Origin of the sequence: Yinghuangia aomiensis, assembly GCF_039542225.1 — a bacterium.
In the GTDB taxonomy this organism is placed as follows: domain Bacteria; phylum Actinomycetota; class Actinomycetes; order Streptomycetales; family Streptomycetaceae; genus Yinghuangia; species Yinghuangia aomiensis.
In genome coordinates this window covers 311,872-334,754 of sequence record NZ_BAABHS010000007.1, presented here as the reverse complement: position 1 = coordinate 334,754, position 22,883 = coordinate 311,872, and the positions used below count along the sequence as shown (strand labels likewise).

The 22,883-nt window shown below is 69.4% G+C and carries 24 protein-coding genes; 15 read left to right on the top strand and 9 right to left on the bottom strand.

Annotated elements, in window-relative coordinates:
• Positions 1-587 (top strand): DUF5753 domain-containing protein (locus ABEA93_RS12505; RefSeq protein WP_345675512.1); only part of this gene is annotated, 587 nt, incomplete at its 5' end.
• Positions 584-778, top strand: coding sequence for a DUF397 domain-containing protein (locus ABEA93_RS12500; RefSeq protein WP_425584917.1), 195 nt, complete (start codon positions 584-586; stop codon positions 776-778). The genes ABEA93_RS12505 and ABEA93_RS12500, both read left to right, overlap by 4 nt.
• Before the next feature lie 307 nt (positions 779-1,085).
• Here the strand turns inward: ABEA93_RS12500 and ABEA93_RS12495 are convergent, their stop codons facing one another.
• Positions 1,086-1,262, bottom strand: a complete 177-nt coding sequence (locus ABEA93_RS12495; protein ID WP_345675511.1) for a hypothetical protein — start codon at positions 1,260-1,262, stop codon at positions 1,086-1,088.
• Between the two features lie 406 nt (positions 1,263-1,668).
• Between ABEA93_RS12495 and ABEA93_RS12490 the strand changes: the two genes are divergently transcribed.
• From ABEA93_RS12490 to ABEA93_RS12475, 4 genes are all read left to right on the top strand, one after another.
• Complete coding sequence (locus ABEA93_RS12490) at positions 1,669-2,184, top strand: DUF6879 family protein (RefSeq protein ID WP_345675510.1); 516 nt, start codon at positions 1,669-1,671, stop codon at positions 2,182-2,184.
• A gap of 33 nt (positions 2,185-2,217) precedes the next feature.
• A complete protein-coding gene (locus tag ABEA93_RS12485) occupies positions 2,218-3,069 on the top strand; it encodes a helix-turn-helix domain-containing protein (protein WP_345675509.1) in 852 nt (283 codons plus the stop codon).
• A gap of 536 nt (positions 3,070-3,605) precedes the next feature.
• The gene (locus ABEA93_RS12480; protein WP_345675508.1) at positions 3,606-5,570 is read left to right on the top strand and encodes an ABC transporter ATP-binding protein; all 1,965 of its coding nucleotides are present in this window, start codon (positions 3,606-3,608) and stop codon (positions 5,568-5,570) included.
• A 43-nt stretch (positions 5,571-5,613) separates the two neighbouring features.
• A complete protein-coding gene (locus ABEA93_RS12475; protein ID WP_345675507.1) occupies positions 5,614-6,687 on the top strand; it encodes an endonuclease NucS domain-containing protein in 1,074 nt (357 codons plus the stop codon).
• Between the two features lie 413 nt (positions 6,688-7,100).
• Here the strand turns inward: ABEA93_RS12475 and ABEA93_RS12470 are convergent, their stop codons facing one another.
• Positions 7,101-7,283, bottom strand: coding sequence for a hypothetical protein (locus tag ABEA93_RS12470; RefSeq protein WP_345675506.1), 183 nt, complete (start codon positions 7,281-7,283; stop codon positions 7,101-7,103).
• Positions 7,284-7,594: 311 nt separating this feature from the next.
• On the opposite strand from ABEA93_RS12470, the gene ABEA93_RS12465 reads away from it, so the two are divergent.
• The 5 genes from ABEA93_RS12465 (at position 7,595) to ABEA93_RS12445 (ending at position 12,182) form a co-directional block, all read left to right on the top strand.
• Positions 7,595-8,203: an RNA polymerase sigma factor gene (locus ABEA93_RS12465; RefSeq protein ID WP_345675505.1), complete on the top strand. Its 609-nt coding sequence runs from the start codon at positions 7,595-7,597 to the stop codon at positions 8,201-8,203.
• Complete coding sequence (locus tag ABEA93_RS12460) at positions 8,200-9,624, top strand: hypothetical protein (protein WP_345675504.1); 1,425 nt, start codon at positions 8,200-8,202, stop codon at positions 9,622-9,624. The genes ABEA93_RS12465 and ABEA93_RS12460 overlap by 4 nt, the downstream gene beginning before the upstream one ends.
• Before the next feature lie 677 nt (positions 9,625-10,301).
• The gene (locus ABEA93_RS12455) at positions 10,302-11,060 is read left to right on the top strand and encodes a hypothetical protein (protein ID WP_345675503.1); all 759 of its coding nucleotides are present in this window, start codon (positions 10,302-10,304) and stop codon (positions 11,058-11,060) included.
• Between the two features lie 44 nt (positions 11,061-11,104).
• Positions 11,105-11,290 carry a hypothetical protein gene (locus ABEA93_RS12450; protein ID WP_345675502.1) on the top strand — a complete coding sequence of 62 codons (186 nt, stop codon included), beginning with the start codon at positions 11,105-11,107 and terminating at the stop codon, positions 11,288-11,290.
• Between the two features lie 274 nt (positions 11,291-11,564).
• Positions 11,565-12,182, top strand: coding sequence for a hypothetical protein (locus ABEA93_RS12445; protein WP_345675501.1), 618 nt, complete (start codon positions 11,565-11,567; stop codon positions 12,180-12,182).
• Between the two features lie 318 nt (positions 12,183-12,500).
• Here the strand turns inward: ABEA93_RS12445 and ABEA93_RS12440 are convergent, their stop codons facing one another.
• The gene (locus ABEA93_RS12440; protein WP_345675500.1) at positions 12,501-12,869 is read right to left on the bottom strand and encodes a hypothetical protein; all 369 of its coding nucleotides are present in this window, start codon (positions 12,867-12,869) and stop codon (positions 12,501-12,503) included.
• 505 nt (positions 12,870-13,374) lie between these two features.
• Here ABEA93_RS12440 and ABEA93_RS12435 point away from each other — a divergent pair.
• Both ABEA93_RS12435 and ABEA93_RS12430 read left to right on the top strand, forming a co-directional pair.
• Entirely contained in the window at positions 13,375-13,602 is a 228-nt protein-coding gene (locus ABEA93_RS12435) for a hypothetical protein (protein ID WP_345675499.1), read from the top strand.
• A 44-nt stretch (positions 13,603-13,646) separates the two neighbouring features.
• On the top strand, positions 13,647-14,132 hold the full coding sequence (locus ABEA93_RS12430) for a DUF6624 domain-containing protein (protein WP_345675498.1): 486 nt from the start codon (positions 13,647-13,649) through the stop codon (positions 14,130-14,132).
• A gap of 368 nt (positions 14,133-14,500) precedes the next feature.
• On the opposite strand, the gene ABEA93_RS12425 is transcribed toward ABEA93_RS12430, so the two are convergent.
• From ABEA93_RS12425 to ABEA93_RS12415, 3 genes are all read right to left on the bottom strand, one after another.
• On the bottom strand, positions 14,501-15,355 hold the full coding sequence (locus tag ABEA93_RS12425; protein WP_345675497.1) for a transposase: 855 nt from the start codon (positions 15,353-15,355) through the stop codon (positions 14,501-14,503).
• 147 nt (positions 15,356-15,502) lie between these two features.
• Positions 15,503-16,162 (bottom strand): transposase, encoded by a 660-nt coding sequence (locus tag ABEA93_RS12420; RefSeq protein ID WP_345675496.1) that lies wholly within the window; start codon positions 16,160-16,162, stop codon positions 15,503-15,505.
• 197 nt (positions 16,163-16,359) lie between these two features.
• Positions 16,360-16,740 (bottom strand): hypothetical protein, encoded by a 381-nt coding sequence (locus ABEA93_RS12415; protein ID WP_345675495.1) that lies wholly within the window; start codon positions 16,738-16,740, stop codon positions 16,360-16,362.
• A gap of 75 nt (positions 16,741-16,815) precedes the next feature.
• Here ABEA93_RS12415 and ABEA93_RS12410 point away from each other — a divergent pair, with 75 nt between their 5' ends.
• Positions 16,816-17,811: a tyrosine-type recombinase/integrase gene (locus ABEA93_RS12410; RefSeq protein ID WP_345675494.1), complete on the top strand. Its 996-nt coding sequence runs from the start codon at positions 16,816-16,818 to the stop codon at positions 17,809-17,811.
• 215 nt (positions 17,812-18,026) lie between these two features.
• The gene (locus tag ABEA93_RS12405; protein WP_345675493.1) at positions 18,027-18,488 is read left to right on the top strand and encodes a hypothetical protein; all 462 of its coding nucleotides are present in this window, start codon (positions 18,027-18,029) and stop codon (positions 18,486-18,488) included.
• 268 nt (positions 18,489-18,756) lie between these two features.
• Here ABEA93_RS12405 and ABEA93_RS12400 read toward each other — a convergent pair whose 3' ends face one another.
• The 3 genes from ABEA93_RS12400 to ABEA93_RS12390 form a co-directional block, all read right to left on the bottom strand.
• A complete protein-coding gene (locus ABEA93_RS12400; protein ID WP_345675492.1) occupies positions 18,757-20,208 on the bottom strand; it encodes a tetratricopeptide repeat protein in 1,452 nt (483 codons plus the stop codon).
• A 129-nt stretch (positions 20,209-20,337) separates the two neighbouring features.
• A complete protein-coding gene (locus ABEA93_RS12395) occupies positions 20,338-21,414 on the bottom strand; it encodes a DUF559 domain-containing protein (protein ID WP_345675491.1) in 1,077 nt (358 codons plus the stop codon).
• A 395-nt stretch (positions 21,415-21,809) separates the two neighbouring features.
• A complete protein-coding gene (locus ABEA93_RS12390) occupies positions 21,810-22,775 on the bottom strand; it encodes a hypothetical protein (RefSeq protein WP_345675490.1) in 966 nt (321 codons plus the stop codon).
• Positions 22,776-22,883: the final 108 nt, after the last annotated feature.

Genomic DNA, 22,883 nt, shown 5'->3' with positions numbered 1-22,883 from the left:
CGGAGAGTTGCACGGTGGCCCGCCCCGTTTTCAAGGGCGCGTCCACCGGCAGACGGCGCACACACCGGCACACGACCGGCGCGCATCCCCGCCAACATCAGCTACACCACTCAGCGGGACGCCATCCGCGAGGCGTCTTCCACACGGCCTTGCCCGCGCTTACCGATGCCCAAATTGAGCGCAAGATCAAGCAGCGAATGGACCGGAGAGCCATCCTTGATCGTGGTCCCGGCGTCCGGTTGTGGTTCGTCATCGATGAAGCAGTGCTCCACCGCGTGCCCAGGGCGGATGGAGTCGCCGTCGAGCAGCTCACGCATCTGCTAGACATGGCGCGACTGCCACAGGTGACACTCGGGGTCGTGTCCTTCCGCGAGGGCCTTCACGCGAGCATGCATGGCCCCTTCGCGCTGCTGTCGTTCGACGACGGCAGCGAGAGCTGCTATCTCACATCCGCGGACGGGGCGCGGATCACCACCGACCACCATCGCCTCGTGACGTTCCGCGAGATTTACGATGGACTCCTGTCGGCCGCCCTTCCGCAAGGACAGTCCGAAGACCTGATCCGAGAGGCTCTGGAGAACCTGTGAAGACCAGCCCCACCATGCCCCACGCCCCGTGGTTCAAGTCGTCGTACTCGGGTTCCAACAACGACAACTGTGTGGAGGTCGCCGGCCTGACGACCGGGGTCGGTGTTCGCGACAGCAAGGACCTGGCCAAGGGCCACTTGGTCGTGTCCCGCGACGCCTGGGGCTCTGTAATCGAGGCTGTGGCCCGCTAGAGCACGGTTCGTTGGTGCCCCGCCGGGGTGGGGCACCGGCGGAAAGCATAAGGGCGCGATATGGACAGCGAACGACTCGACGACCTCCTCAACGCGCCGGGTGAACGAGTCGGAGTCCGTCGTGCGCGTCGGTTAAGCCCGGATGCGCCAGGCACGTTCGCCCTCGAGTGGTGGAGCGGTACACGTTGGCTGTGTGCCGGACACACCACCCGGAACGACGGCATCACAGCATGGATCCGAGACACACCGGACGGTCATCATCCGTGGAAGCCCGGAACCGGCCGCCGCCGCAAGTCGGCCTCCGGGATCAGGGACGGATGACGTGCCTGAGATAGGCGTTCGGGTTGGTCATGAATCTGCGCCAGTGGTCGACGAGGAGGAGTTCGTCCCAGGTTGTGCTGCGCAGGCCATGGTCGCCTACTTCGATGATGTCGGGGTCGGGGGTTGCGGCGAGGTCGTGGATGAGGCCGACGAGTTGCAGCATGAGGTGAACAACAGCTCGGCTTCGGGTTCGTCCGTGAGGCTGGCGCCGCGCGTGTGCACGGATGTGCACCCGTTCGCCCGGAGGTTTGATGCCGACGGCCGTCATGCACGGCTTCGCATGGCGGGGTTGCTCATGCCTCGTCTGGGGGAGGGACCGTGCAGAAGAGCGTGCACACCGGTCGATCGGGGGATCGCGATGCGCCTAGTGTTTGTGGCTGTCGACGAGAAGAGCGGCGGGGGTAACTGCCCGACGGTCTGGGTCGACGAAGACGCGGGAGAACTGGTCTTCCAGGGCTGGGATGCGCTGCCGGAGATGCTGGAAGCGTGCCGAGCCACGGGGCCGGTCCCCGACGGCGAATCGGTAGTGCGGCTTCCCGTGAGGATGGCCGACGCAATACGGAGGGCATGTGACCTCGCGGAATCCTGCGACGTTCGATGAGTTGATGGCCTGGTGCTCGAAGACAGCAGAGCACTGGGAACTCCGCGACGGCTACGACGTCCCCGAGGAAGCGGACGACCTGGACCGGTGGCGCCGCGGCGAACCGGGACCGGACCCGTACCGGGACAACTTCCGGCCGATGGTCGCCGCGGCCGTCGCCCGCGGCGTGGCCTTCCGACGGCTACGAGTGGTCTCCATGCCTGCCACCGAGTACGTCCGGTACGAGTACGACACGACGGGGCACATCCTCGACTCCGGCGAGCAGGTCCGCTGGATCAAGCGGCCCGATGTCGTCGGGCTGGTGCCCGCGAACGACCTGTGGGTGTTCGACGGCCGGTTCGTGCACTGGGGATTCTTCGACCCGGCCAACCGCTTCACCGGCGCCCGGATCGACGACGACACTAGTACCGCCGATGTGATCCGCAACGCCTTCGACTCCGTATGGTCGCAGGCCACCCCACACGCCGACTTCGAGATCGGGTGACGGAACCGGCTGCCCGCTACCCGACGACCGGTCATGGCCCGCTCCCCTTCCTCCAGTGCGCAGAAAGCCCGTGAGGCGCTCGCGGCACGCCTCAAGGAGGCCATGCGTCGCGCCGGCCTGGACGGCACCCGCGTCGCGCACGCCGCCGGGTGGCACCCCAGCAAATCCAGCAGAATCCTGACCGCGACGACCCTGCCGTCAGTCTCGGACATCGAGACCTGGTGCCGACTGTGTGGGGTACCGGACGCGGTTGAGGACCTGGTGGCGCAGATGTTCGCCGCCGACGAGATGTACTCGGTGTGGAAACGCCGCTGGCGGGGCGGAATGGCCACCGACCAGGCCACCTACGGCCCCCAGTTCCGGCGGCACCGGCGCATCAAGGTCTACTCGGCCAGCGTGGTCCCCGGCTTCCTGCAGACCTTCGCGTACGCCCAAGCGCTGCTGTCCACCATCGCCCGGTTCAACGGCGTGCCCGACCACGCCGACGACGCCGCCGCGGCGCGGCTGGAATGGGTGCAGCTCGTCCACGAACCCGGCCGCACCTTCGCCTTCCTCATCGAAGAGTCCGTCCTCCACTACCAGGTCGGTGCGCCCGAGGACATGGCGGACCAACTCGTCCACCTGCTCACAGCGATGACGTGGCCGGCGGTGTCGGTCGGCGTCATCCCCATGACCGCGCAACGGCCGGACATGTGGGTCCAAGAGACCTTCAGCCTGTTCGACGACGCCCGGGCCAACGTCGAACTGCTCACCGCCGAGATCAACATCACCACCCCCTCCGAAGTCGACGGCTACACCAAGGCCTTCACCGAGCTGTCGAAACTCGCCGTCTACGGAGCCCAAGCACGCACCCTGGTCGGACGCGCCTTTTCCTCGCTCGAATAGCCGGGCACGGCCCTGCGCAGGCCACCTGATCGAGTGGACTGCGTAGAAGAACGTGCACATCCATGGACCCGGCCGGCATCCGGCGCGGACCGTACAAGGATGGAAGCAACCGGTCGCCGCGCGCCGGAGTCGCGGATCACCTGGCCTCGGACTCGTGGATTGCGTTGCCGCGTGTTCACCGTCCACCCCGACGGCTCCACCACACCGGAGCCGATCCGCGACCTAAGCGCCACGCCAGCGCTGCCGTTGGCGCGGCCGTTCGAGGACTGCCGGTGCCCGCGCTGCCGCCCGAACCTCCACCGGCACTCGGAGACCCGCGCGTGAACGAGGAAAGGCCATCCACCGCCTTCGCCGAGCTAGCCAGCGCTGTCGTCTACGACGACCAAGCGCGCTCACTCATCATCGAAGCCGTCAACCGACCTACGTAGAGCGTAAGTTCGCCGGCGTACGTCATCCGGCTGGCGGATTCCCGCAGACCCCGATCAAACGAGAGAGTCAGCCTCTGTACCGCTTGCAGGTGGGAGGAGCCGGACGCCATGACCGACCAGGACGGCAGCGAAGCCGAGACCGCTTCGCCCGAACTCGCCGCGGAAGAGCTGAAGTTCTCCTTCCGCGGGCTGCGCGAAGAGTCCGACATCCGCAAGGCGATCTCGATCAGGTCGATAGGCGGCAGGCTTCCGCAGCTGATCCGGCGTTCGCTGACGCTGGCGTGGCGTGTGGACCGCCGTGCCGTTGTCCTGCTGCTGACCTTCCAGGTGTTGTCGGCCCTCTTGGAAGCGTTCGGGTTGCTCGCGACGACCCGCACGATCACCGAACTGATCGCCTCCGGGCACATCGCCGACCGCGTCCAGGCCGCGCTCCCCTCTGTCCTGGCGATTGCCACCGCGGCGGCGCTCCGCACGGTGCTCGGCATCGGCATCAACATGATCGGCTCTGACCTGGAACCCCGCATCGCGCGGCGGGCCGAGTGGATGATGCTGGAGGCCGCGACCGAGGCCGAACTGTCCGCCTACGACACCCCGGGATTCAACGACGCCTGGGACGCCGCAGACCGCGGCGCCGTCGTCTCCCCGGACTTGGTCCTGGAGTCCCAATCGATCATGTCGTCCGCCGCGTCCCTCCTCGCGGCGGCCGGGGTGCTGACCGTGTTGCACCCGGTGCTGCTGCCTCTGCTGCTGTTGGCCGTCGTCCCACAGGGGGTTGCCGCCGTCGCGGCGACGCGCGAGAACTACCTGTCCAACCTGGAGATGAGCGCCGATCGGCGCGCGCTGTCGCATCTGCGCTGGCACCTGGCCGACAAGGAGTACGCGGACCAAGTCCGCTCCGACACGATGGCTCCGTTCTTGCTGGCCAAGTACCGCCGGCACGGCGAGCGGGTCGATGCTCGGGTCCGCAAGTCCGTCCGGACCGGCGCCCGCTACGCCGCCGTCGGAGCCCTCATGGGTGGCGCCGGCGCGACGCTGGTGTGGGGCGCGGTGGTACTTCTTCTCTCCACCGGTCGCATGTCCGTCGCCTCCGCCGGCACCGCGGTGATCGCACTTGGCGTTGCGACCACCGGGCTGCGCGGCATCGTCAATTGGTCGGCGCGCCTGTTCCGCACCGGCCTGTACGTCGACGACTGGGCGGACTTCATCGCCAAGGCGGGCGGCTACGCCCTCGCGCGCGGCGCCGCCGCACCGCCGGCTCCGGACGTGATCCGCGTCGAGGGAGCGACCTACGGCTACCCGGATGCGGCGAAGCTGGCCCTGGACAAGGTGGACTTCCACGTCCGACGCGGCGAAGTCGTCGCCCTGGTCGGCGAGAACGGCTCCGGCAAGACCACCCTCGCCAAACTCATCGCCGGCCTGTACTTGCCCACGGACGGCGAGGTCACGTGGGACGGTGTCTCCACGCGCGATCTGGACCCGCACGCACTGTGGGCGCAGACCTCCGTCGTGCCGCAGAAGGTCGCCCGCTGGCCGCTCACCGCCCGCGAGAGCATCACCCTCGGCCGTGAGGACGAAAGCGGCGACGGCACCATCCTGGACGCCGCCGCGGCGTCAGGGGCGAGTGATGTGCTGAACGAGCTGAGGCGCGGGCTGGAGACGCTGCTGGCTCCGGAGTTCTGGGGCGGCCAAGACTTGTCCGGTGGGCAGTGGCAGCGCATCGCGCTCGCCCGAGCCTTCTACCGCCGAGCCCCGCTGCTGGTCCTGGACGAGCCGACCAGCGCGCTGGATCCCAGGGCCGAGCACCGGATCTTCGCCGGTCTGCGCGCCATGGCGGCCGACTGCGCCATCGTCCTGGTCACCCATCGCCTCACCAACGTCGCCGTCGCGGACCGCATCGTGGTCCTCGACCACGGTTGCGTCCTCCAGGAGGGAACGTTTACCGAACTCACCACCACACCCGGCCTCTTCCAGGAGCTATGGCGGCTGCAAAACGACCGCGCCAGCCTGCCGGATCAGCGTGCCGCCCAGCCTGCCGAGGAATTCGATTCCGGGATCGGGAACAGCGGACAGTGACGCGGGCGTTGTGCGGTTCCCAAACGAACCGCGGGGAGGGCAATTGCCGACAGACGTGGCGACGTGGCGGATCGACGGACCAGAGCCGGTGGAGGTCACACCGACCCCGTTGGCGCTCGAGCGGCAACTGGAGGACGCGCTCGCGGCCCGGCCGGACATTCTGGGAGAGCAGCTGCTGCTGATAGGCCGCCAGGTCCCCACCGGGATGGGCGGGATCGTGGACTTGGTCGCCGTCGACGCCGAGGGTGCGCTCCACGTCATCGAGCTGAAGCGCGACCGGACACCGCGCGAGGTCGTTGCGCAGGTCCTCGACTACGGATCTTGGGCCGAGTCCCTCACCCACGACGACGTTCTCGCGCTGTACGCCGACCACACCGGAGGGGTGTTCGAGGCCGCGTTCGAGGACCGGTTTGGTTCCTCACCGCCGGAGGTGCTGAACACCACCCACCGCCTCACCATCGTCGCCGCGGTCCTCGACGACGCGACCGAGCGCATCCTCGGCTACCTCGCCCGCGGCCAGGTGTCGATCAACGCTGTGCTGTTCCGCCACTTCGAGGCCGACGGCGGCCAATACCTCACGCGCGCCTGGGTGCGCGAGCCGTCAGCGGCGGTACCGCCGGCACGCAAGCGTTCGCGCGGGTCTGCCGAGCCGTGGAACGGCATCGACTGGTACGCCAACTTCGGCCACAACGAGACACGTGCTTGGCAGGATGCGGCCCGGTACGGCTTCATCTCCGCCGGCGGCGGCGCGCGGTACTCCCGCCAGATCCGGCACCCCCAGGTCGGGAGCCGCGTCAACGCCTATGTACCCGGGAAGGGCTACGTCGGCGTCGGCGAGGTGACCGGTCCCGCCGTGCCGTTCACCCAGGCAAGGGTTGTGGTGGACGGCCAGACGCGCGCACTCGCCGATCTGCCGCTCATCGGCTCCTACCGGCATGCCGGCGAGGATGGGGACCCGGACTTGCGCGAGTGGGTGCTGCCGGTGTCGTGGCGGCGCACCGTCTCGATCACGGAGGCGTACCGTCCGGATGGCGTGTTCGCCAAGCAGCACATCACCTGCAAGCTCTCCTGCGTGTTCACCCTCAACCTGCTCGCAGGCTTCGCCGACGACGCATGACGATGCCCTGCCCGAGGTTCACCCCGGGCCCGGCAACGGGGTGAACCACTCAGCCTGCTCCGGAGGCACGGGCACGGCTCTCCCGAGCGGGCGGGCACGGCACTCCGCCCAGTCGTAGTCAGTGGGGTCGCGAGGAATCGCCACATTGTCGTCGGTGGCCTGCTCCGGGTCCTCGGTGGGTGATGCGCTCTGCGGCCTGGGCGATGTCACCGGAGGCCCGGGTAAGCAACGTCCTGCGCCGCGACGCCAGCCGTTCCCTGGTCTGGTCCCGCGCGACCAACGCGCGAAAGCCGTCCCATTCAGGCGGGTACACCCACAAGCCGACGGGTCGCAGCGCCTCCGCCAGTGCAGCCAGCATCGGTTCGGGCAGCGACATGCCCGCGAACGTCGCGGTCCGGCCCGGCTCTTCGCGATTACCGGTAGGCGCCGAGGGCGGTGAAATACAGGAGCATCAGCGTGACGGCGGTGCTGCCGCCGTACAGCAGCGCGGCGGCCGGGGCGGCGCCGGTGCGCTGCTTGAGGATGAAGGCGATCAGCGCCGCGGCGAGGGAGGCGAAGGTCGCGGCGAGCAGCATGACGGCCTGGATGCGGTCCACGGGTCTCCTGTGGTTGATGGGGTGCTTGTTGCACTCGATCGACATGCGAACCCGGCTCTTCGGGTTACAACCGCTGCGGACCGAGGGGGCGGAACTCGGCCCGGAACGCCGTGCGTTGGGGGGACACCCGGTGCGGGGCACGCTCCTCGAAAAGATCTTGGAGAGCCGTGTAACCCGGATCCAGTCTCTTGGCCCTCATACGGGTGGACGGTGTTGTCGGCGGTGAGGAGAGGCGCGGCGGTGCGGAGCCTGAAGGTCTCGGAACAGAGCGGCGGAGGGCCCGGCGGCGGACCCGAACCGTCCGCGCCGGCATGCCCGGCTGCGCGCCCCCGATCGCGGCGGTGCCCGTGGTGACGCCGCACCTGCGGTTGACCGGGGACACCCCGGAAGCCAATTTCACCGTGGGCTGCGCCACGGCCGACGACGAGTTCGCGGCCGTCGCACAGCACGTCGGCGAGTTGCCCGCGCTGGTGGGGTTCGTGCGGCGCAGGTTCCCCGACCTGGCATCGGAGGCCGAGGACATCGTGCAGGACACCTTTGTCGCGGTGCGTCACCGGATCGCCCACGTCGACAACCCGGTCGCCTACTTGTACGAGGTCGCGAGGCGGCGCGCGTACACGGTGTGGAACAAGCGCAACCGGGTGGTGTTGGCCTCCGACGGGTACGACGAGTGCCTGCGGATCCAGGCCGCGGTCGACCCCGCTCCCACAGCCGCGCGCACCGTCGACTTCGACGCCTTCGTCAGGACCCTGCCGCGGCAGGAGCAGCGGGTGGCGGTGTGTCAGTACGTGTACCGGATGACCGTGTCGGAGATCGCCAAGGCCATGAACGTCAAGGAGGGCACGGTCAAGAGCTGGCAGAACCGGATCCGGAACCGGGCCCGGGCGATGTACGGGGAAGCGAAGGTGGTGAGCGCGTGACCATGCGCGACGGACTGGCGGGCCGCAATGCCGTCCCGGACTTCCCCGATCTGGTGTCCGCCCCCCGCTCTCGCGGGGGGCTCGGTCCCCGCGAATCCGACCTCATTCGCCGCCAGGCGCAGGTGTGGTTCGCGTCCTGCGGTGGACACGACACGGCCAAGGACCTCGGTGCGGACGCGGGGGAGGACATCGCGACGGCCGAGGTTGACGGCGACGGTTTGCTCGCGATCCTGCGGGCCAAGGCCGCGCGTGCCCAGCGAGACCCCGGATACGCGGCGGAGTTGGAGTGGGCAGCACGGGCCGGACAGGACGACGAGGACGACGGGCTACTCGACGACGATGACCTCCTCGCCGAGACTGAGGATCTGTGCGGTTGTGAGGCCGCCGAGGAAGCCCGCGCTGCCGCCCTCGTCGGCATGGGCAAGTCCGCGTACCTCGTGGCGAGGTTCGCGGCGGTGTACCTGCTCTCGCGGTCGCGGGTCTCCGAAGCAGTCAAGGTCACGCCAGCCCGCCGTGATCACCGCGCCTTCACCGACGTGCTCCGGCGATGGGAGGTGAATGTGGACTGCACGCTGCGCCGACTTTCCGAGCGCTGGTTGCCGAAGGCGGGAAAAGTCACGCCACCACTCCTGGACTGCCGCGACTCCACCGACGTACGGCGCTTCGACAAGGAGCTTCGTGCGCTGCGGCAGCTCGGCAGGAGGGGAGCCGAAGGCCCTTCAGTCGTGACCTGTTTCGAGGCTTTGGCGCGGGTGTCCGCCGAGAACAGCGACGCGGATGCCGCCGCGTACCTGGGTAGTTGGTACGAACATCGCGGCGATCCCGAACGCGCGATGACGTGGTACCTGCGATCCCACTTTGCGGGAAGCGAGTGGGGAACGTTGGCACTGGCGCGCATCAGCTATGACCAGGGGGCTCGGGACCACGCAGCCCGCCTGCTGTCCAAGGCGTGGGGCACCGATGCTGCGTTCGCCCAAATGGTCCTTTTGGTGGTGGACGCAGCGCGGACAAAGAAGCGCCGCGACCGCAGTGCGGTAGGTCCGCCGGAAGAGCTGCAGGCAGTCGTCGACAGGATCCGTGCGATTCCCCCGGTGCTCCCCGCCGAGTCGTTCGATGCGGGGGTAGGGCAGACCGCAGGGGCCAACGTCCTTGTCCTGCACCGTAACGGCGACCTGCCAGGCGATGTGCATGAGCATCGTTCGGACGACACCCCACGCGCACAAAGCGAGGGCGATCCTTCACGTGACGTTCGTGGGTTGGCGACGGCTGGGACCGACACCCCGCTCCTACGGGCTCAGGCAATCGGGCGGCTCGTTGAGGAGGTGAGGAGGCTCGAAGCGAGGCTCTGCCTGTCTCCTGGCGGTGATGCCAGGCCCCTCCGAGACATCGCGTCCCGGCGGTGCGGATCACCCGACCAGTGAGGCCCGCTTTGGGCCGGGCCAGAACGCGTGGCTTTCGTGAAAGGTCAAGCCGACCGGGACGTCGGCGCCGAAGGCCTGCTGGGCAGTGACGGTGATGTCGGTGTGGTGGCCTGCTGTGTGGGCGATAGCGCGCAGGACCAGACCTTTGCTGTGCCCCCAGACCGCTGACCTCGTTCAGATTGACCGGCCCGCCCACGGCAAGGCTCGCCGCGACACGCAGCGCCAGGCCTTCGCCCGACGAACCCGGCAGGTGCGCGTCGTTGGCGTCCGCCCACCGCACTGTGGCCAGCGGGGTGTCGGTGAGGTTCGAGTCGTCGGTGTAGTGATCTGAGCCATAGAAGTTGGAGAGCCACTGTTAACGGCGGTTCGCTGATGCGCGTACGTGGTAGCACCCGAATCGTGGCGTGCCACCGCCCCCGCGCCACGACCCCGCCGAGACAGACGGTGGTGTCGATCGTGATGATCTCGCTGCCGGTGCCGACAGCCCGCAGCGGGGGACGGGATGCTTGTCCTGGGGACTGCCACCCTTTCCGGCAACACCAATTCCGCCTCATGTCGAACAAGCGTGGGGATGCTCAGACTTGCCTGCTCGGGTCCTGACGTGATGGCACAATGGGGTGCAACTGCGGTGGAGGGGAGTGCGGGTGGACTGTGTGGCGTTGCCGCGCGTGTCTCTCGTGGACTACGACCCTGGGCTGACGGGACGTCCATACACCACGACCGAGAAGCTCCTGGACCGCGAGTACTTCCGTAGCGAGGGCCGTCCCCGCCGCTTGACCCGCATGACGCTCGTCCAGCCGCATGACAGCGACGACATACTCATCCGGCCGGACAGCGTGCACGGCTCGTCGGAGCGCATGTTGGACCGGCGCCTTCTTCCGCCTGTGCTCCACAACGTCCCCGGCCTCACGCGGACCGTCCTGGTCGCGTTTACGGAGGCTCGCAAGCTGTCCGACTATTGGGACGCGTTGGAGCAGCGATTTGGTGAGGGCCGTGGGCCACTGACTTTCCTGTTGCCCGCGGAATTCGAATTCCTCGTGTTGCCCAGGCTGTCGGCCCATTCCTACCGGCGGCGGGCAGGGCAGGCTGAAGGCCCGCAGCTGTTGGTGTATCCGGAGGACATCGCCGCCGAGGATCCGAAACGGACGCGAGTTGCGGTAGCTGCGTGGGTGCGGGCTGTGGCCAGGGTGATCGCCGTCGCTGTGGGCATTACCCGAGCACAGCGGCGCGCGGTGCTGCGTGTGCTGTCGCGGCTCACCAACGGCGTGTTCCGCCTGTCCGCAACCCGGACCCAGCTGCGAGGCTGCCGCTCGCACGCATGCCTTTCCGCGCCGCTGATCTGTTCGGCGACCTGTCATGCCCCGCCCCTGCCTGCCTGGCGGCAGGTGGAGACGGCGGCCGGCGCCTCCATGCCCGCATACGACCTCGCAGCGTAGAGACCACTTCGACCCTGCCGCCCCGGCCGCGGCACGGAGTCGCCATGACCACCCTCGGATCCGCGGCCCTCGTTGTCCTCGTCGCGATCGTCGCCGCTCTGCTCACCGAGCGCATCACCCTGCACTACGGCGCCCCGCCGCTGCGCCGCCTCGCGGCCTGTGCGACTGTCGCGTTCGGCACGCTGAGCGTCTGCATCGCAGCCATCACCCTGGTCACCGCACGGGCATAGGGGATTCGAGTTGGGACGTGTCGTTGCGGACTCGAGCCGTTGTGCCGCTACCGTCGCTCGCAGCGGATTTGGGTTGGGGATGCGGCGGTGGCGCCGGTGCCGCCCGGCAGAGTTGGCGGCCGGGGTGGCTCGCGGCCGCCCGTCATCTCGTGCCGGAATCCGTGCCCACGCCCCGGCCCACGATCAAGGTCCCGCCACCGCGCCGAAGTTCCGCCGTCCCGCCTCGACCGGGCCGACGCGAGCGTAGGCAGCGCGGCCGGGAAGACGTGACGCGATGGCCGATCCGCACAAGCGCGAGATCAAAGCCCGCCAGAAGGCGAGGGGCGAGACATACATGCAGGCCCGGCGCCGCCTGGACGAGGCAGATCCGGCACCGCGGCACACGGTGGCCGCGGTCGGTTACCTGTTCGATACCAGCCTGCCGTGCACGCCCACCCACACCCCGCCGCCCGGCGAGGTGACAACGTCCGAGGAAGTCCTCGCGGCCCTTGTCGCCAACAGCGCCGTGCGGCTGACGCGGGAGGAGACCGGAGAGGTGTATCCCGCGTACGCCCGCGCCGCGGTGCTGCCGACCGATCCGACGCCGGGCGCGGACAACGCCCCGGCCGGCTGGTACTCCGCGGACGTGATCGTGTTGATGGGTGCCCGGCGCCCGTGGTCGGCCGAGCAGGAGCCGGACGAGGTGCAGACCGACGCGTACCGCGCGGCGCGCAACGCGGTGCTGCGCATGTGGCCGATCCCCGAGGAGTGGACACCGGCGGCGCTGCCGCTCGACTTTGCGCAGATGTTCCGGCGCTGGACCGACGCCGACATGCCTGACCTGCTGCGCAGCGTGGTCGCCCGCGCCGTCACCGTGGGCGGGGACCGCGGCCTGGACCCCTACGCCGTTTGACGCCCGGGCGCAGGCGGTCCGGATGTCTTGCGGCGACGCCCGGTGCCGGGCTGCCAGGGGTGGGTGCCGTGCGGTGTGCCCGAGAGCCACCCCCGGACGCCGTCGCTGTCGGCGGCCTCGCCAGCGCGGACCCACACCGCTCCGTCCCACCACTCCAGGGCAAGCGCGCCCGCGGCGCGATGGGGCCGTCGGACGCGGCGTGCACCGATGTACTCCCCGGGCTGATTGAGGAGTCCGTCCAAGCCGCTGTCGTCCACCACCGGCTCCTTGTCTCAGGGGCGCACCGCCCGTCAGACCCCGATCACGGCATTCTCCGGCTTATGGGGCGGCGCGGCGCTGGCGTTCGGCCACCGTGGCGATCGCGTCCTCGACGAGTTGGTCCGTCAGCCGCGCGAGTTGCGGGTCGTCGTTGCGCAGCCGCGCGCCGAGGTCGGCCAGCCCAACCGGGCGACCGGGCACCGCCAGCCCGGAGGCGCGCTCGATGACATAGGCGTTGGCGTTGTCGGTCATGAGCGCGGCCAGCGGATCGGACGGCTGCTCCGGCAGTGGGTGCGCGGCCAGGAACGCGGCGGACTCCTCACGCAGCTCGGCGTCGGAGCGGGCCGCTTTCTCCGGGGTCATGATCGCCTTGCACACGTGCCCGTCCGCGTCGCGCCACTCGCGTATCACCCATGCGTCATTGCCCATCGGAACCGCCTCCCCTTGCGCTGCCATCCGTTGGTCCGCGCGGCCGCGGCCGCCGCGGTGGTGCGTCGGCCCCCGCCGCGTGGGGGGATCGCGGCCGGGCCGACACCAGGCAGCCCGGCGTCGGGAATGGGGGTGGGCGCAGGCTGCTACCGGTCCGCTGACAGTTCCGTCGGCGAAGACCGGATCATGAACGGTACGCCGGTACACCACGGTTCGGAACCCGCCAGACAGCACTAATTCCGGCCAACGGCAGTTAAGTTGGATCAGACATGCCCGGCGCGAGCGAGCCAAACCCCGGCCCGCCGACGAAACAGGACTTCGACCTACCCGCGGCATGACGCGGTTCGGAAGCATCCGTTCGACCGCTCGTCGGCGCGCGGCATGGTGTGGCTGGCAAGGGATACCACCGCTGCATCGGGCGGCTTCGGGCGTCCTGCCGCGCGCTGGCCGCCTGCTCGGCCACACTGCCTACCATTCGGTGACGCACGGCGAACAGGAGGCGGGCATGGTCCAGTTCCAAGGGCAGGAGTACGACCTCACCCAAGCGGACGTCGACACGCGGATGCAAGGACTGGCGCCGGAGGGGATCCGAAAGTACTTCGTGGAGGTCAACGGCAACGCGTACCCGGTCAAGCAGGTCGCCCGCACCTGCACCGGGGTGCACCGACAGAACACCCGCGAATCGCAGAAGCTCCTGCGCGACCTCGGCTTCACCGTCCACCAGACCTCATGACGCAGCCGGGGGAACCGGGGCTTCGGGCGGAAGACGGGCTCCGCATGGAACTGCTCGCACGCGTCGACCGAGACCAGCAGGCCCGTGAAGCGCTCGGCCCCGCGCCTGGCGCCGAGGAATGGGCCCGGGTGACCGCGGTCGACGCGGACAACACCCGGTGGATCATGGCGGTGATCGACGAGCGGGAATGGCCGGGGCGCAGCATGGTCGGCGAGGACGGGGCGACGGCCGCATGGCTCCTGGTCCAGCACGCGCCGCTGGAGGAGCAGATGAGGGCGCTGCCGTCGCTGGTCATGGCCGTTGCCCGGGGTGAGGCGGCGTTCCGCGACCTGGCTTGGTTGCTGGACCGGGTCAGGATGCGGCTGCAGATTCCGCAGATCTTCGGGTCGCAGTTCACCCGCGACAAGGCGGACGATCCGTGGGAGCTCTATCGCATGGAGCAGCCCGAGGCCGCCGTCGACGCGCTGCGTGCCGCGATCGGGGTCGGCCCGGTGGAGGCAACCCGCCGCATCCTCAAACCGGACGCCTAGGGCGCGGGCGCGCTCTCTCTATACAGACGGAGGTTGGGGATCTTGTGCAGTCGGGCCGGTAGGTGAGCCGGATAGTTCTGCAGGTACCAGGCTCGGGCCCAACGCATGACCAGTGCTGAGCGGCCAACGCACCGGCGAAGACGCACTCGCCATCCTCGCCCACCACCTGGACGAGATCTTCCGTGGGCCACAAACCGCCTCGCCTGGGTGAGCGCACCACTTGACGGGGAGGAACGGCCCGAGACCCTCAACTGGCGGGCGAAGCCGTGCCGTTGTTACCCCGTCAACCAAGTGGGGAACGCGAGCAGGGCTGGCCGATTCCATGGCTGTGGCGGATATTTCGGATGCTGTTGGTGATCTTCGCTGGGTCAACTCGGTTTCGTGGTGGAGATGTTCCGGCAGAGGCGTTGGAACGGGGTGGCCGGTCTGGGGTTGCGGGGTGGGGCGGTGCCGGGCGGGTGGCATTCGCTCAGTCGGATGATGTTGGTGCCGGCCGCGGTGAGGACGTGTTGGACGTGGGTCCTGGCGAGGCCTCGGTAGCGGCAGTGGCGTAGGCCGTGGGCGCGGACGGTCTCGGAGACAGTGGCCTCGCAGCCGGCGCGCATCGCGTAACGCTGCCGCCATGGGTCGGTCTGCTGGTCGAGGCGGACGCGGGTCTGGATCTCCTGGAGGTGCTGGGGCATCAGCAGGATCTGGCGGCCTCGGCCGCCGGTGTTGCCGGTGCATTTGAGTCGGTCCTCGCAGGCTCGGCAGGCCGCCCGAGGGAAGAGCACGGAGATCCGCTTGTGTCCGTCGGCGACTGTGGGATGCCAGGGCGGGCTGGTGGCGCCGCGTGGGCAAGTGAGTGTGCGGTCCTGCCAGTTGGGTTGAAAGTCCTCTTTGGTGAAGCCCGGGTGTTCGCCGGCGCGGGGATCGACGCGAACCGGGCCGAGCAGGTCGATGCCGTGGGTGGTGGCGGCCCGGTGGATGGTCTCGGGGGTGACGTAGCCGGAGTCGACCAGGTGCTCGGACGGAGCCAGGTCCCGGGCGGCCAGGGCGTCGTGGATGCGGTCGAGCACCGCGATGTCCTGTTCGGGCGCGGGGGTCGTGGTCACGTGCACGATGACGTTCGGTCCGCCGGTGTCGCAGGTCTCCGTCTGGTGGTCCTTGTAGCCCACCCACTCCGCCTTGCCGGGCTTGCAGCTGTAGCGGGCCTCGGGGTCGTGCGGGGAGACGATCTCCATCGTCGACCAGGGCGCCCTGGCCGAGGCGGGGTCCGGTGAGCCGTCCGCGGCAGGGGCGGACGTGGACCGGCGCGGCTTGTCCCGCCGGCTCTGCCGGTCGCTGGTCTGCTTCGGCCCGCGCCAGCGCAGCCGCCCGGCGTCGTCGTACTAGTACTGCTGGACCCAGACCCGCCGCAGCACCTGCACCTGGTCGAGGGCTCGGAGCCTGGGCGGGGCATCGGGCGCATGGACTGCGGTCAACAGTGTCATGCCGTCCGCGCCGACCTGCTCGACATAGGCGGCCAGCTTCACCGCGCCCTTGGGCAGCCGGTCGTAGCGGACCGAACGCCCGTAGCGTTCAGCCCACTCCGGCGTGGTCAGCGGCGCCAGCCACTCGTCGTCCGCACGGGCCAGCGCTTCCAACGCGGCCCGCAGCGTCTCTCCGACCAGCTCGGCCCGGTTGAGGCGGCGGACCGCGCCGAGCACGTGCGTGGAGTCGGTGCGCTGGCGACCGCCGCGCTTGACCAGCCCTGCAGCGACGAATCGTTCGACCATGACCGCGAGTAGGCGGTCCGCCCGGTCGCCTTCTGCGATGCGGTCGCGGAACTCGCTGAGCACCGAGTGGTCGAACCCGGGATCGCCCAACTCCAGTCCCAGGCAGTATTTCCAGTCGATCCGGCAGCGGACCGCCTCCGCGGCCTGGCGGTCCGTCAGGTTCTCCGCGAACTGCAGCACCGACACCAGCGCCAACCGCGCGGGCGAGAGCCCGCGCCGCCCGTCCGTCGGGAACCAATCGTTGAAGTCCTCATCCACGAACAACTCGGACAACCGGTCCCGCACCCACATCGCGGCGGTGCCCGAGGATTCGCCGACCGGGCCGTCTCCAACGTGCGCACCGGAATCCCCGAGCCCGAACTCGAACCCATAGACATCGCCGCCCCCTCGCTGAGGCTCACCCCACAACCAGCGAAGCAGCACCCGGCGTACCCGTCAGCATGGCGAAGCCCAGCGAAACCCACCAAAGATCACCAACAGCATCCGAAATATCCGCCACAGCCGATTCCATAGGTCCTCATCAGAGGTCCCACTCCGAACTCCGCAGCGTCGTCGGGGCTGACGAGGCGTAGTCGGCTGAGGAGGGGTTCGTCGACGAGGCGGAGCAGGGCGGCCAGGTCCTCGTCCTCGGGCAGCAGCACGACGGGGCGGGCGGCTTCCTGGGCGGCGCGGTGCTCGGCGTAGGCGCGCAGCTGGGCGGCGTACGCGCGGTCGGCGAGGGCGCGGGCTTCCGCGGCTTGCTCGGGGGTGCGGTCGGCGGACAGTTCGTCGGCGAAGCCGCGGAGGGTCGCCGCGGCGTCGATGAGGCCGGCGAGGGGTTCCTCGTCGAACGCGATGGGCGCGCGCTCCATGTCGGGTTCCAGCCGCCGCAGTTCGGCGTCGATCAGGGCGGCGACCGCGTCGAAGTCGGGCAGGTCGCGGGCGCTGTGCCGGTCGGGGCCGAGCTGGCGGGCGTCGAGGGCGGCGGGGGAGCGGTCTTCGGCCAGGCGGGTCTCCTCGCCGAAGCCGTCACGCCCGAGACCTTCGTGCTGGTGCTGGACTGGCTCACCTCGACCCGGAGCGGCTCGGTGCAGACCAAGCGCGACTACGCCGACGACATCCGCCGCTGGGCCGCGTTCGCCGCCGAGCTCGGCCACGAGCGGTTCGCGCTCGGGCAGTTGACCGCCGACCACATCCGCGCCTGGCGGATCCGACGGGAGGCCGCGGGCTGCGCGCCGAGTACCACCGCCCGCTACCTCACCGCCCTCAGCTCCCTGCACCGGTACGCGGCGGAGAAGGTGGACCTGCCACGCAACCCGGTCACCCAGGACGACCGGCCCAAGGTCGACAAGGGCAACACCTCGACCAGTACGCCGGTATTGGAGATCGACGAGGTCCGGGCCCTCGCCCGGCGCGCGCAGGACGACTTCGACCTGCTGCTGGTCACTCTCCTCTACACCCTCGCCGGACGCGTGAGCGAGATGTGCGCGATCGGGTTCGGCCAGCGCATCGAACGCGGCCGCCGCGTCTACCTCGACGTCACCCGCAAGGCCCACAAGGAACGCGTCCTGCCGCTCCCGACCACCGTCGCCGAACTCCTCGACACCCACACCGCGGGCCGCACCACCGGGCACCTGCTCCTCGACCGCGCCGGAGCCCCCCTCGACCGGCACGACGTCGCCCGCGCCCTCGCCCGGATGGGCCGCCACGCCGGCCTGCTGCCCGGCCGCAAGGTCACCCCGCACGTCATGCGCGCCTCCCGCATCACCCACATGCTCGACGCCCAGGTCCCGCTCGCCGAGGTCCAGCAGTTCGCCGACCACGACAACCCGGCCACCACCGTCGGCTACTGGGAACGCCGCCGCAAGGACCGCCGGAACGTCGCGTTCGTCGACGACGGCGAGACGGTGTTCACCGGGATCACCCCGGGGACGTGGGTGTAGATCAGACGGTCGGCGGGCCAGGGCATCGCCGGGTCGCGGACTCGCGCGCGAGGATCGCAGTCGAACGGCGAGGAGCAGGCCACTGCCGCAAGAGTGTCTGGCTCGGTGCGGCAAAAGCCGGGCGATTGAAGCTCCTGGTCGGCCCGTGGAGAGCCGCCGCTTCTCGTAGCGTGTCTCCTGTCAGAAGGTGAGCATGTGGACTGGGGGAGCACGTGGTGGATCCTGTATCGGTGGGGCTGCTGATGGCGTTGGCGGGTGGCGCTGGAGGCGAGGCCGGGCGGCAGGCATGGGCAGGGCTGAGCAACCTGGTACGGCGCCCCTTCCGCAGCGGCGGAGCGCCTTCCGAAGGCTTGCCGACAACGTCCGGTGAAGGAGAGCTGAGCCGGTTGGAGGAAGCCCCCGCTGATCAGCTGTGTGCCCAGGCACTGAGTGAGGCCCTGGCCGCACGGGCGACAGCCGACAGCGACTTCCGCTCAGACCTGAGCCAGTGGCACGAGCTGGCCATGACGTTGCGCATCGGCGAGGGCAAGACGACCAACCACATCAGCGGCGGCACGTTCCATGGGCCCGCAGTGCTGGCCGAGAACATCTCCGGAGGACTCACGTTCACGACGCCCGCTTCCGGGAGCAGCGCACCACCGGACGGCGAGGGAGATCGTGCCCCGCATTCCCGGTGAGGAAGCGGGACACGCCTAACTGGTCTGGCTCTTGGCTGCCCGTGCTCGAAATCCGCTCAGAGGCCGGCTGGTAGATCCCCCGCCACAGCCTAGGTATGGTCGTCGTCGCCCAGCCATCGGCCGCTTCGGCGCGTACTTCACCCGCGAACTCGGCCTTGAACCGACGAGTACAGCCCGCACCTGGGCATCGGCTCCAGCCGCCTGCGCAGCGACGGCCAGGCGGCCTGAGCACCCATGGCACGTCGGCCCATGTGGGTCACACGACCGGTCAACGCTCACCATCCTTGGCCTGGCGTAGCTTTGCGAGGTCCGCGACGACGAGCGATGTTCTGCGAGTAGTCAGGTGATCATTACCGAGTGCCTGAATGCTCATGCGCAGGGCCTGTCCCGCCAGCTTCTCGGCGGTGTCCAGCAACTCGTCGCTGGCGTTCAATTTGCCGAGTCCACCGAGGGCCAGGGCGAGATTACTGGTGACGGTAAGTGTGTCGGAATGCTCGGCACCCAGGGTCTTTTGAAACCGTGGGAGGATGCTCTCCCATAAATCTCGTGCCATCCCGTACCGGCCCCTGCCGTACATGCATCCGGCGAGCCGGTTGGCCAGGGCCAACGTGTGCGGATGGTTCTTGCCGAGACTCGTTTCCCAGTCCTCACGCACCCGGCGTGCGATCTTCTCCCCCAATGAATTTTGACCGGAGACGTGGAAGAAGCGGATGACGCGGATGAGCAGCGCGCGGAACTGCTCCGACTTGTGGCTGTGGAAGCGTTCTTGACCCAAGAGGGTCCGCACGTGCATGGCGAGCTGCTGGTAGGCCGGCCATGCCGCCCGGTCATCGGGACCGGAGTCCCGCATGGCAGAGTCCAAGGCCAGCGCGGCGTTGTAAACGTCCTGGATACCCGTGGACTGGGACCAGGTAGCGGGCGGGGGCGGGGTCCTGTACTCCTTGGCGAGACGCCGCCGCAACCCTCTCTCGTAGTCTGCGTCGTCCTCCTCCAAGGCCCATGAGCCAGGTCCAGAGAACGCACCCGACGGATACGTCTCGAACGGGTACCCGTTGTCGTTGATGACGACGGTTCCCTGCCTGCCCGCGCAGATCCAGTCCAGCTCCACCTGCCAGCAGACCTCCTCGAAACCAGCAGACGCCGTGAACCGGAACTGCTCGATGTCGGTGGCGCTGATCGTGAACGGAAAATCCGGGCCAATAGGGCGCAGCTGCGGCGAATCGGTATCGAAATGGGGACGAGGGGCGGGGTTGCGTGGAGCGTGAACTGCGCGGCGGCCGAAGCGTTTGCGTGCAGGTGGTTGCTGGCCGACGGAATCAGCCGTGCTGAGATCCGCTTCGAAGTCCCGTTCCGACGGGCGTGACCCGATCAGGATCTCGTTCCTGGCAGGCGAGTACCCCGGCCGCGGCAGTCGACGGGACAGCACGACTACCCGGGCGGCGCGAAGAACAACCGCCCGGACCGTCCGAGCCTCCAGAGTCACGATGTACGTCATGCCGCTGGCCGGCATCCACCGTGGCGGGTCGGCGTCCACCGCCAGCCACTCGCTGCATTCCCGATGCACGGTCACGATCACCGGGTCTTCCAACGCGCTCGGGTCGTCCGCCCCGGCGCGATTGACGTGGACGCCACCATGGATAGTGCCGGCCTGAACGACGTTCTCGAAGTTCCCGGAGGCTATCTCGTTCCAGATACGAGACGGTCTCTTCTCATCGTCCACGTAGGCTGCTCCTCATTCTGAGCTTGCTCATGGCCGTGTCGAGCGTGCGGTCGACCTTGACGTGCGCATGCCCGGCCACCCGCCCCGCCTTGAACCGCTCCGGGATTGCTGGAGGCTCCATGCGTTGGCTCAAGCCGCCGGTTGGGGGCTGGTGTTGAGCGTAGTAGTTGGTGTCGTGCTCGGGGGCGGGATGGCTCCGATTGCGGTGTGGATGCCCCGCTTGTTGAACCAGTCGACCCCTTCCGACGCTGTACGCCGCCGGAGGCGGTGTCGCCGTGGGCGCGCTCCATCGGCGATCTGCCGCCGTCTCGTGTCGATGGCGCGGGTGAGGCGGTCCGCGCAATCGGACAGGTGCCTGATCAAGTCGGATTCCCAGAAGCGCAGCACCTGCCAGCCTGCTTCGGCCAGTTTGCGGTCCTGGTAGGCGTCGTTGGCCATGTTCCCCGCGACGCGGGGGTCTTCCCGGTCCTTCTCGTGGAGTCCGTGCCAGTAGTCGCCGTCGGCTTGGAGGACCAGCCGCAGATCGGGGATGGCGGCGTCGACCGTCCACCGGTCCAGCAGGAGCAACTGCCGCGCCCACGCGGTTCCGGGGGCGAGTTCGGGGACGAGTCGGTCGAGGAGGGCGTACAAGATCCGTTCCGGACGGGTCTCGGTGCGTGTGGTGAGCATCTGGTGGCGCGCGGCGGCGAGGACGGCGCGCATGTGCGGGTTGTTGGCCAGTTGGCGGGCCCGACAGGCGCGCGAGCAGGTGCGCCGGCCCGGGGCGGCGGACGCAGGCACGCTGAAGATCTGGCCGCATTCGGGGCATGGTTGCTCGACCCGGTTGCGGCGGCCGAGATGCCGGCAGGCGTTGCTGCAGTACCTGGCGCGGCCGTCGCCGACCACCGACAGCTTGGCCGTGAACGCGGTGCCGCACTGCCTGCAGGCGCGTCGGACCTGCGCGGGGACGCAAGCTTTGGAGCAGTAGGTGCCCCACCCGCGTGCGACATCGCTGAGCGGCGACCGGAACGCCACGCCGCACCGTCGACACACCCGAGCCACGGTGAACGCCGCGGTATAGCAGTCCTTCGAGCAGTAATGGTCGCGGCCGGTGTCCGCCCGCGACGCCTTGATGTCGAACTCGCTGCGGCAGTGGTGACACGTCCGCGTCGTGCGGTTGCGGTGGGCCAGCCCGGAGCATCGTTTCGAGCAGTACCGCCCGATCATGTTGTCCTCCGAAGCCGCCCCGGGGTTCTTGGGGACGAAATCATCGCCGCACTGGGCGCATTGGCGCGGAGGTTGCCGGTTCGCGGCCACGGTGCAGGTGTGGGAGCAGAACCGTGCCGGGCGCTTGGCCGCTTCCTTGCCTCGGAGGAGAAAGGTCGCCTCACAGTGCTCGCACTGTCGGCTGACCCAACCCGTGTCCTCCGTCTGCGTGTTCCGGAAGCAGGCGGTTGAGCAGTATTTGCGACCGGACTGGGAGGGCGGGACCGAGAAAGCCTGGGTGCAGCGTGCGCAGGTAAGCGTGACGGGCATGGCGCAGTGTGACAGCCGCTACTGACATCAGGGCCAGCCGAGGCTGTAGCGCGGAGCGCCCAGGATGTACCGGAGATGGTCGGGGCTCAGGCCGGATCCGCGTCGGCAGTCCGCCTGGTCGAGTCGGGGGCGTGCGGTCGCTCGGTTGCGGCCGCGATGGCTGCGCCGGCCGCGCGGTACGCGGCCGCGAGCGGGGTGGTCGGCTCGTCCAGGGCGGGCAGTGCGCGGCGGTGGTGGGTCCGGGCGGCGTCGGGGATGTCGGCCACGATCGGCAGGCCGGCCTCGGCCATCGCTGCGTCGACGGCGCCCCGGTACGCCTCGTCGCGGTCGGGGCCTCCGACGAACCGCATGACCAGCAGACCGGATGCCGCGATGAAGTCCCCGTAGCCGGCGGTGGCCAGGTGCACGCGTTCGCGCAGCAGCAGCGCGGCGTCCGCCGGTTGCAGCGGCCGGTCGACGACGGCGCCGCCGGGCAGTGCCCCCCGCCGTTCGCGCACGGGGATCTCCGGCTCGGCGATGACGCGCACGTGCGCGTCGAGGAGTTCGGCAGTGGCACAGATGTCCTCGTCGAGCAGCACCCAGTCGTACCCAGCGCGAGCCCGGGCGAGGATCCGGACAAGGCTGTCGCGGACGGCGGGCGAGAACAGCACGCCCAGCGTCGGCTCGAACACCGTGGTGTCCAGCACTCCGGCGCCGGGGACGTCGGCGAACGCCGACACTGCACCGAGCCCGACGTCGTGGCGCGCGGCGGGCCTGTCGGATCCGCCAGCGCGCAGCCGGGCGTGCTGCGGGCCGTTCACCAGCAGCACCCGCGCGCCCGAAGCAGCCCACGCCGCGGCGAGGTTCGCCTGGACGAAGTCGCACACCGGGCCGCTGACCCGGACCACGCGCCCCACCCCGCCGGGCACCCCGACCGCAGGAGTGCCGTCGGGCTGGGGGCTGGCTGCGGTCGACGTGGTGCGGGCGCGCAGCGCGTCGCGGTACCGGACGTCGGCCAGCTGTGCGGCGGCGCGGGTCTTGGAACGGTGCTGGGTGGACCCGGACTTGACCATCGGTTGTGTCGCTTTCCGCCGGAGTCCACGTCCCTCCGGCCGGTCGGCGGTGTGCAGGCCAGGTTCCGGTGTCGGGTGCGGGCTCGCCGCCCCGCGTCCATGCGGGGC

What these genes read in the sequence shown, in the direction of transcription:
- ABEA93_RS12495 (WP_345675511.1), bottom strand. Translation starts at nt 1,262, where the DNA reads ATGCTGCAACTCGTCGGCCTCATCCACGACCTCGCCGCAACCCCCGAC.
- ABEA93_RS12485 (WP_345675509.1), top strand. Translation starts at nt 2,218, where the DNA reads ATGGCCCGCTCCCCTTCCTCCAGTGCGCAGAAAGCCCGTGAGGCGCTC.
- ABEA93_RS12480 (WP_345675508.1), top strand. Translation starts at nt 3,606, where the DNA reads ATGACCGACCAGGACGGCAGCGAAGCCGAGACCGCTTCGCCCGAACTC.
- ABEA93_RS12465 (WP_345675505.1), top strand. Translation starts at nt 7,595, where the DNA reads ATGCCCGGCTGCGCGCCCCCGATCGCGGCGGTGCCCGTGGTGACGCCG.
- ABEA93_RS12450 (WP_345675502.1), top strand. Translation starts at nt 11,105, where the DNA reads ATGACCACCCTCGGATCCGCGGCCCTCGTTGTCCTCGTCGCGATCGTC.
- ABEA93_RS12445 (WP_345675501.1), top strand. Translation starts at nt 11,565, where the DNA reads ATGGCCGATCCGCACAAGCGCGAGATCAAAGCCCGCCAGAAGGCGAGG.
- ABEA93_RS12440 (WP_345675500.1), bottom strand. Translation starts at nt 12,869, where the DNA reads ATGGGCAATGACGCATGGGTGATACGCGAGTGGCGCGACGCGGACGGG.
- ABEA93_RS12435 (WP_345675499.1), top strand. Translation starts at nt 13,375, where the DNA reads ATGGTCCAGTTCCAAGGGCAGGAGTACGACCTCACCCAAGCGGACGTC.
- ABEA93_RS12430 (WP_345675498.1), top strand. Translation starts at nt 13,647, where the DNA reads ATGGAACTGCTCGCACGCGTCGACCGAGACCAGCAGGCCCGTGAAGCG.
- ABEA93_RS12425 (WP_345675497.1), bottom strand. Translation starts at nt 15,355, where the DNA reads ATGGAGATCGTCTCCCCGCACGACCCCGAGGCCCGCTACAGCTGCAAG.
- ABEA93_RS12415 (WP_345675495.1), bottom strand. Translation starts at nt 16,740, where the DNA reads ATGGAGCGCGCGCCCATCGCGTTCGACGAGGAACCCCTCGCCGGCCTC.
- ABEA93_RS12395 (WP_345675491.1), bottom strand. Translation starts at nt 21,414, where the DNA reads ATGATCGGGCGGTACTGCTCGAAACGATGCTCCGGGCTGGCCCACCGC.
- ABEA93_RS12390 (WP_345675490.1), bottom strand. Translation starts at nt 22,775, where the DNA reads ATGGTCAAGTCCGGGTCCACCCAGCACCGTTCCAAGACCCGCGCCGCC.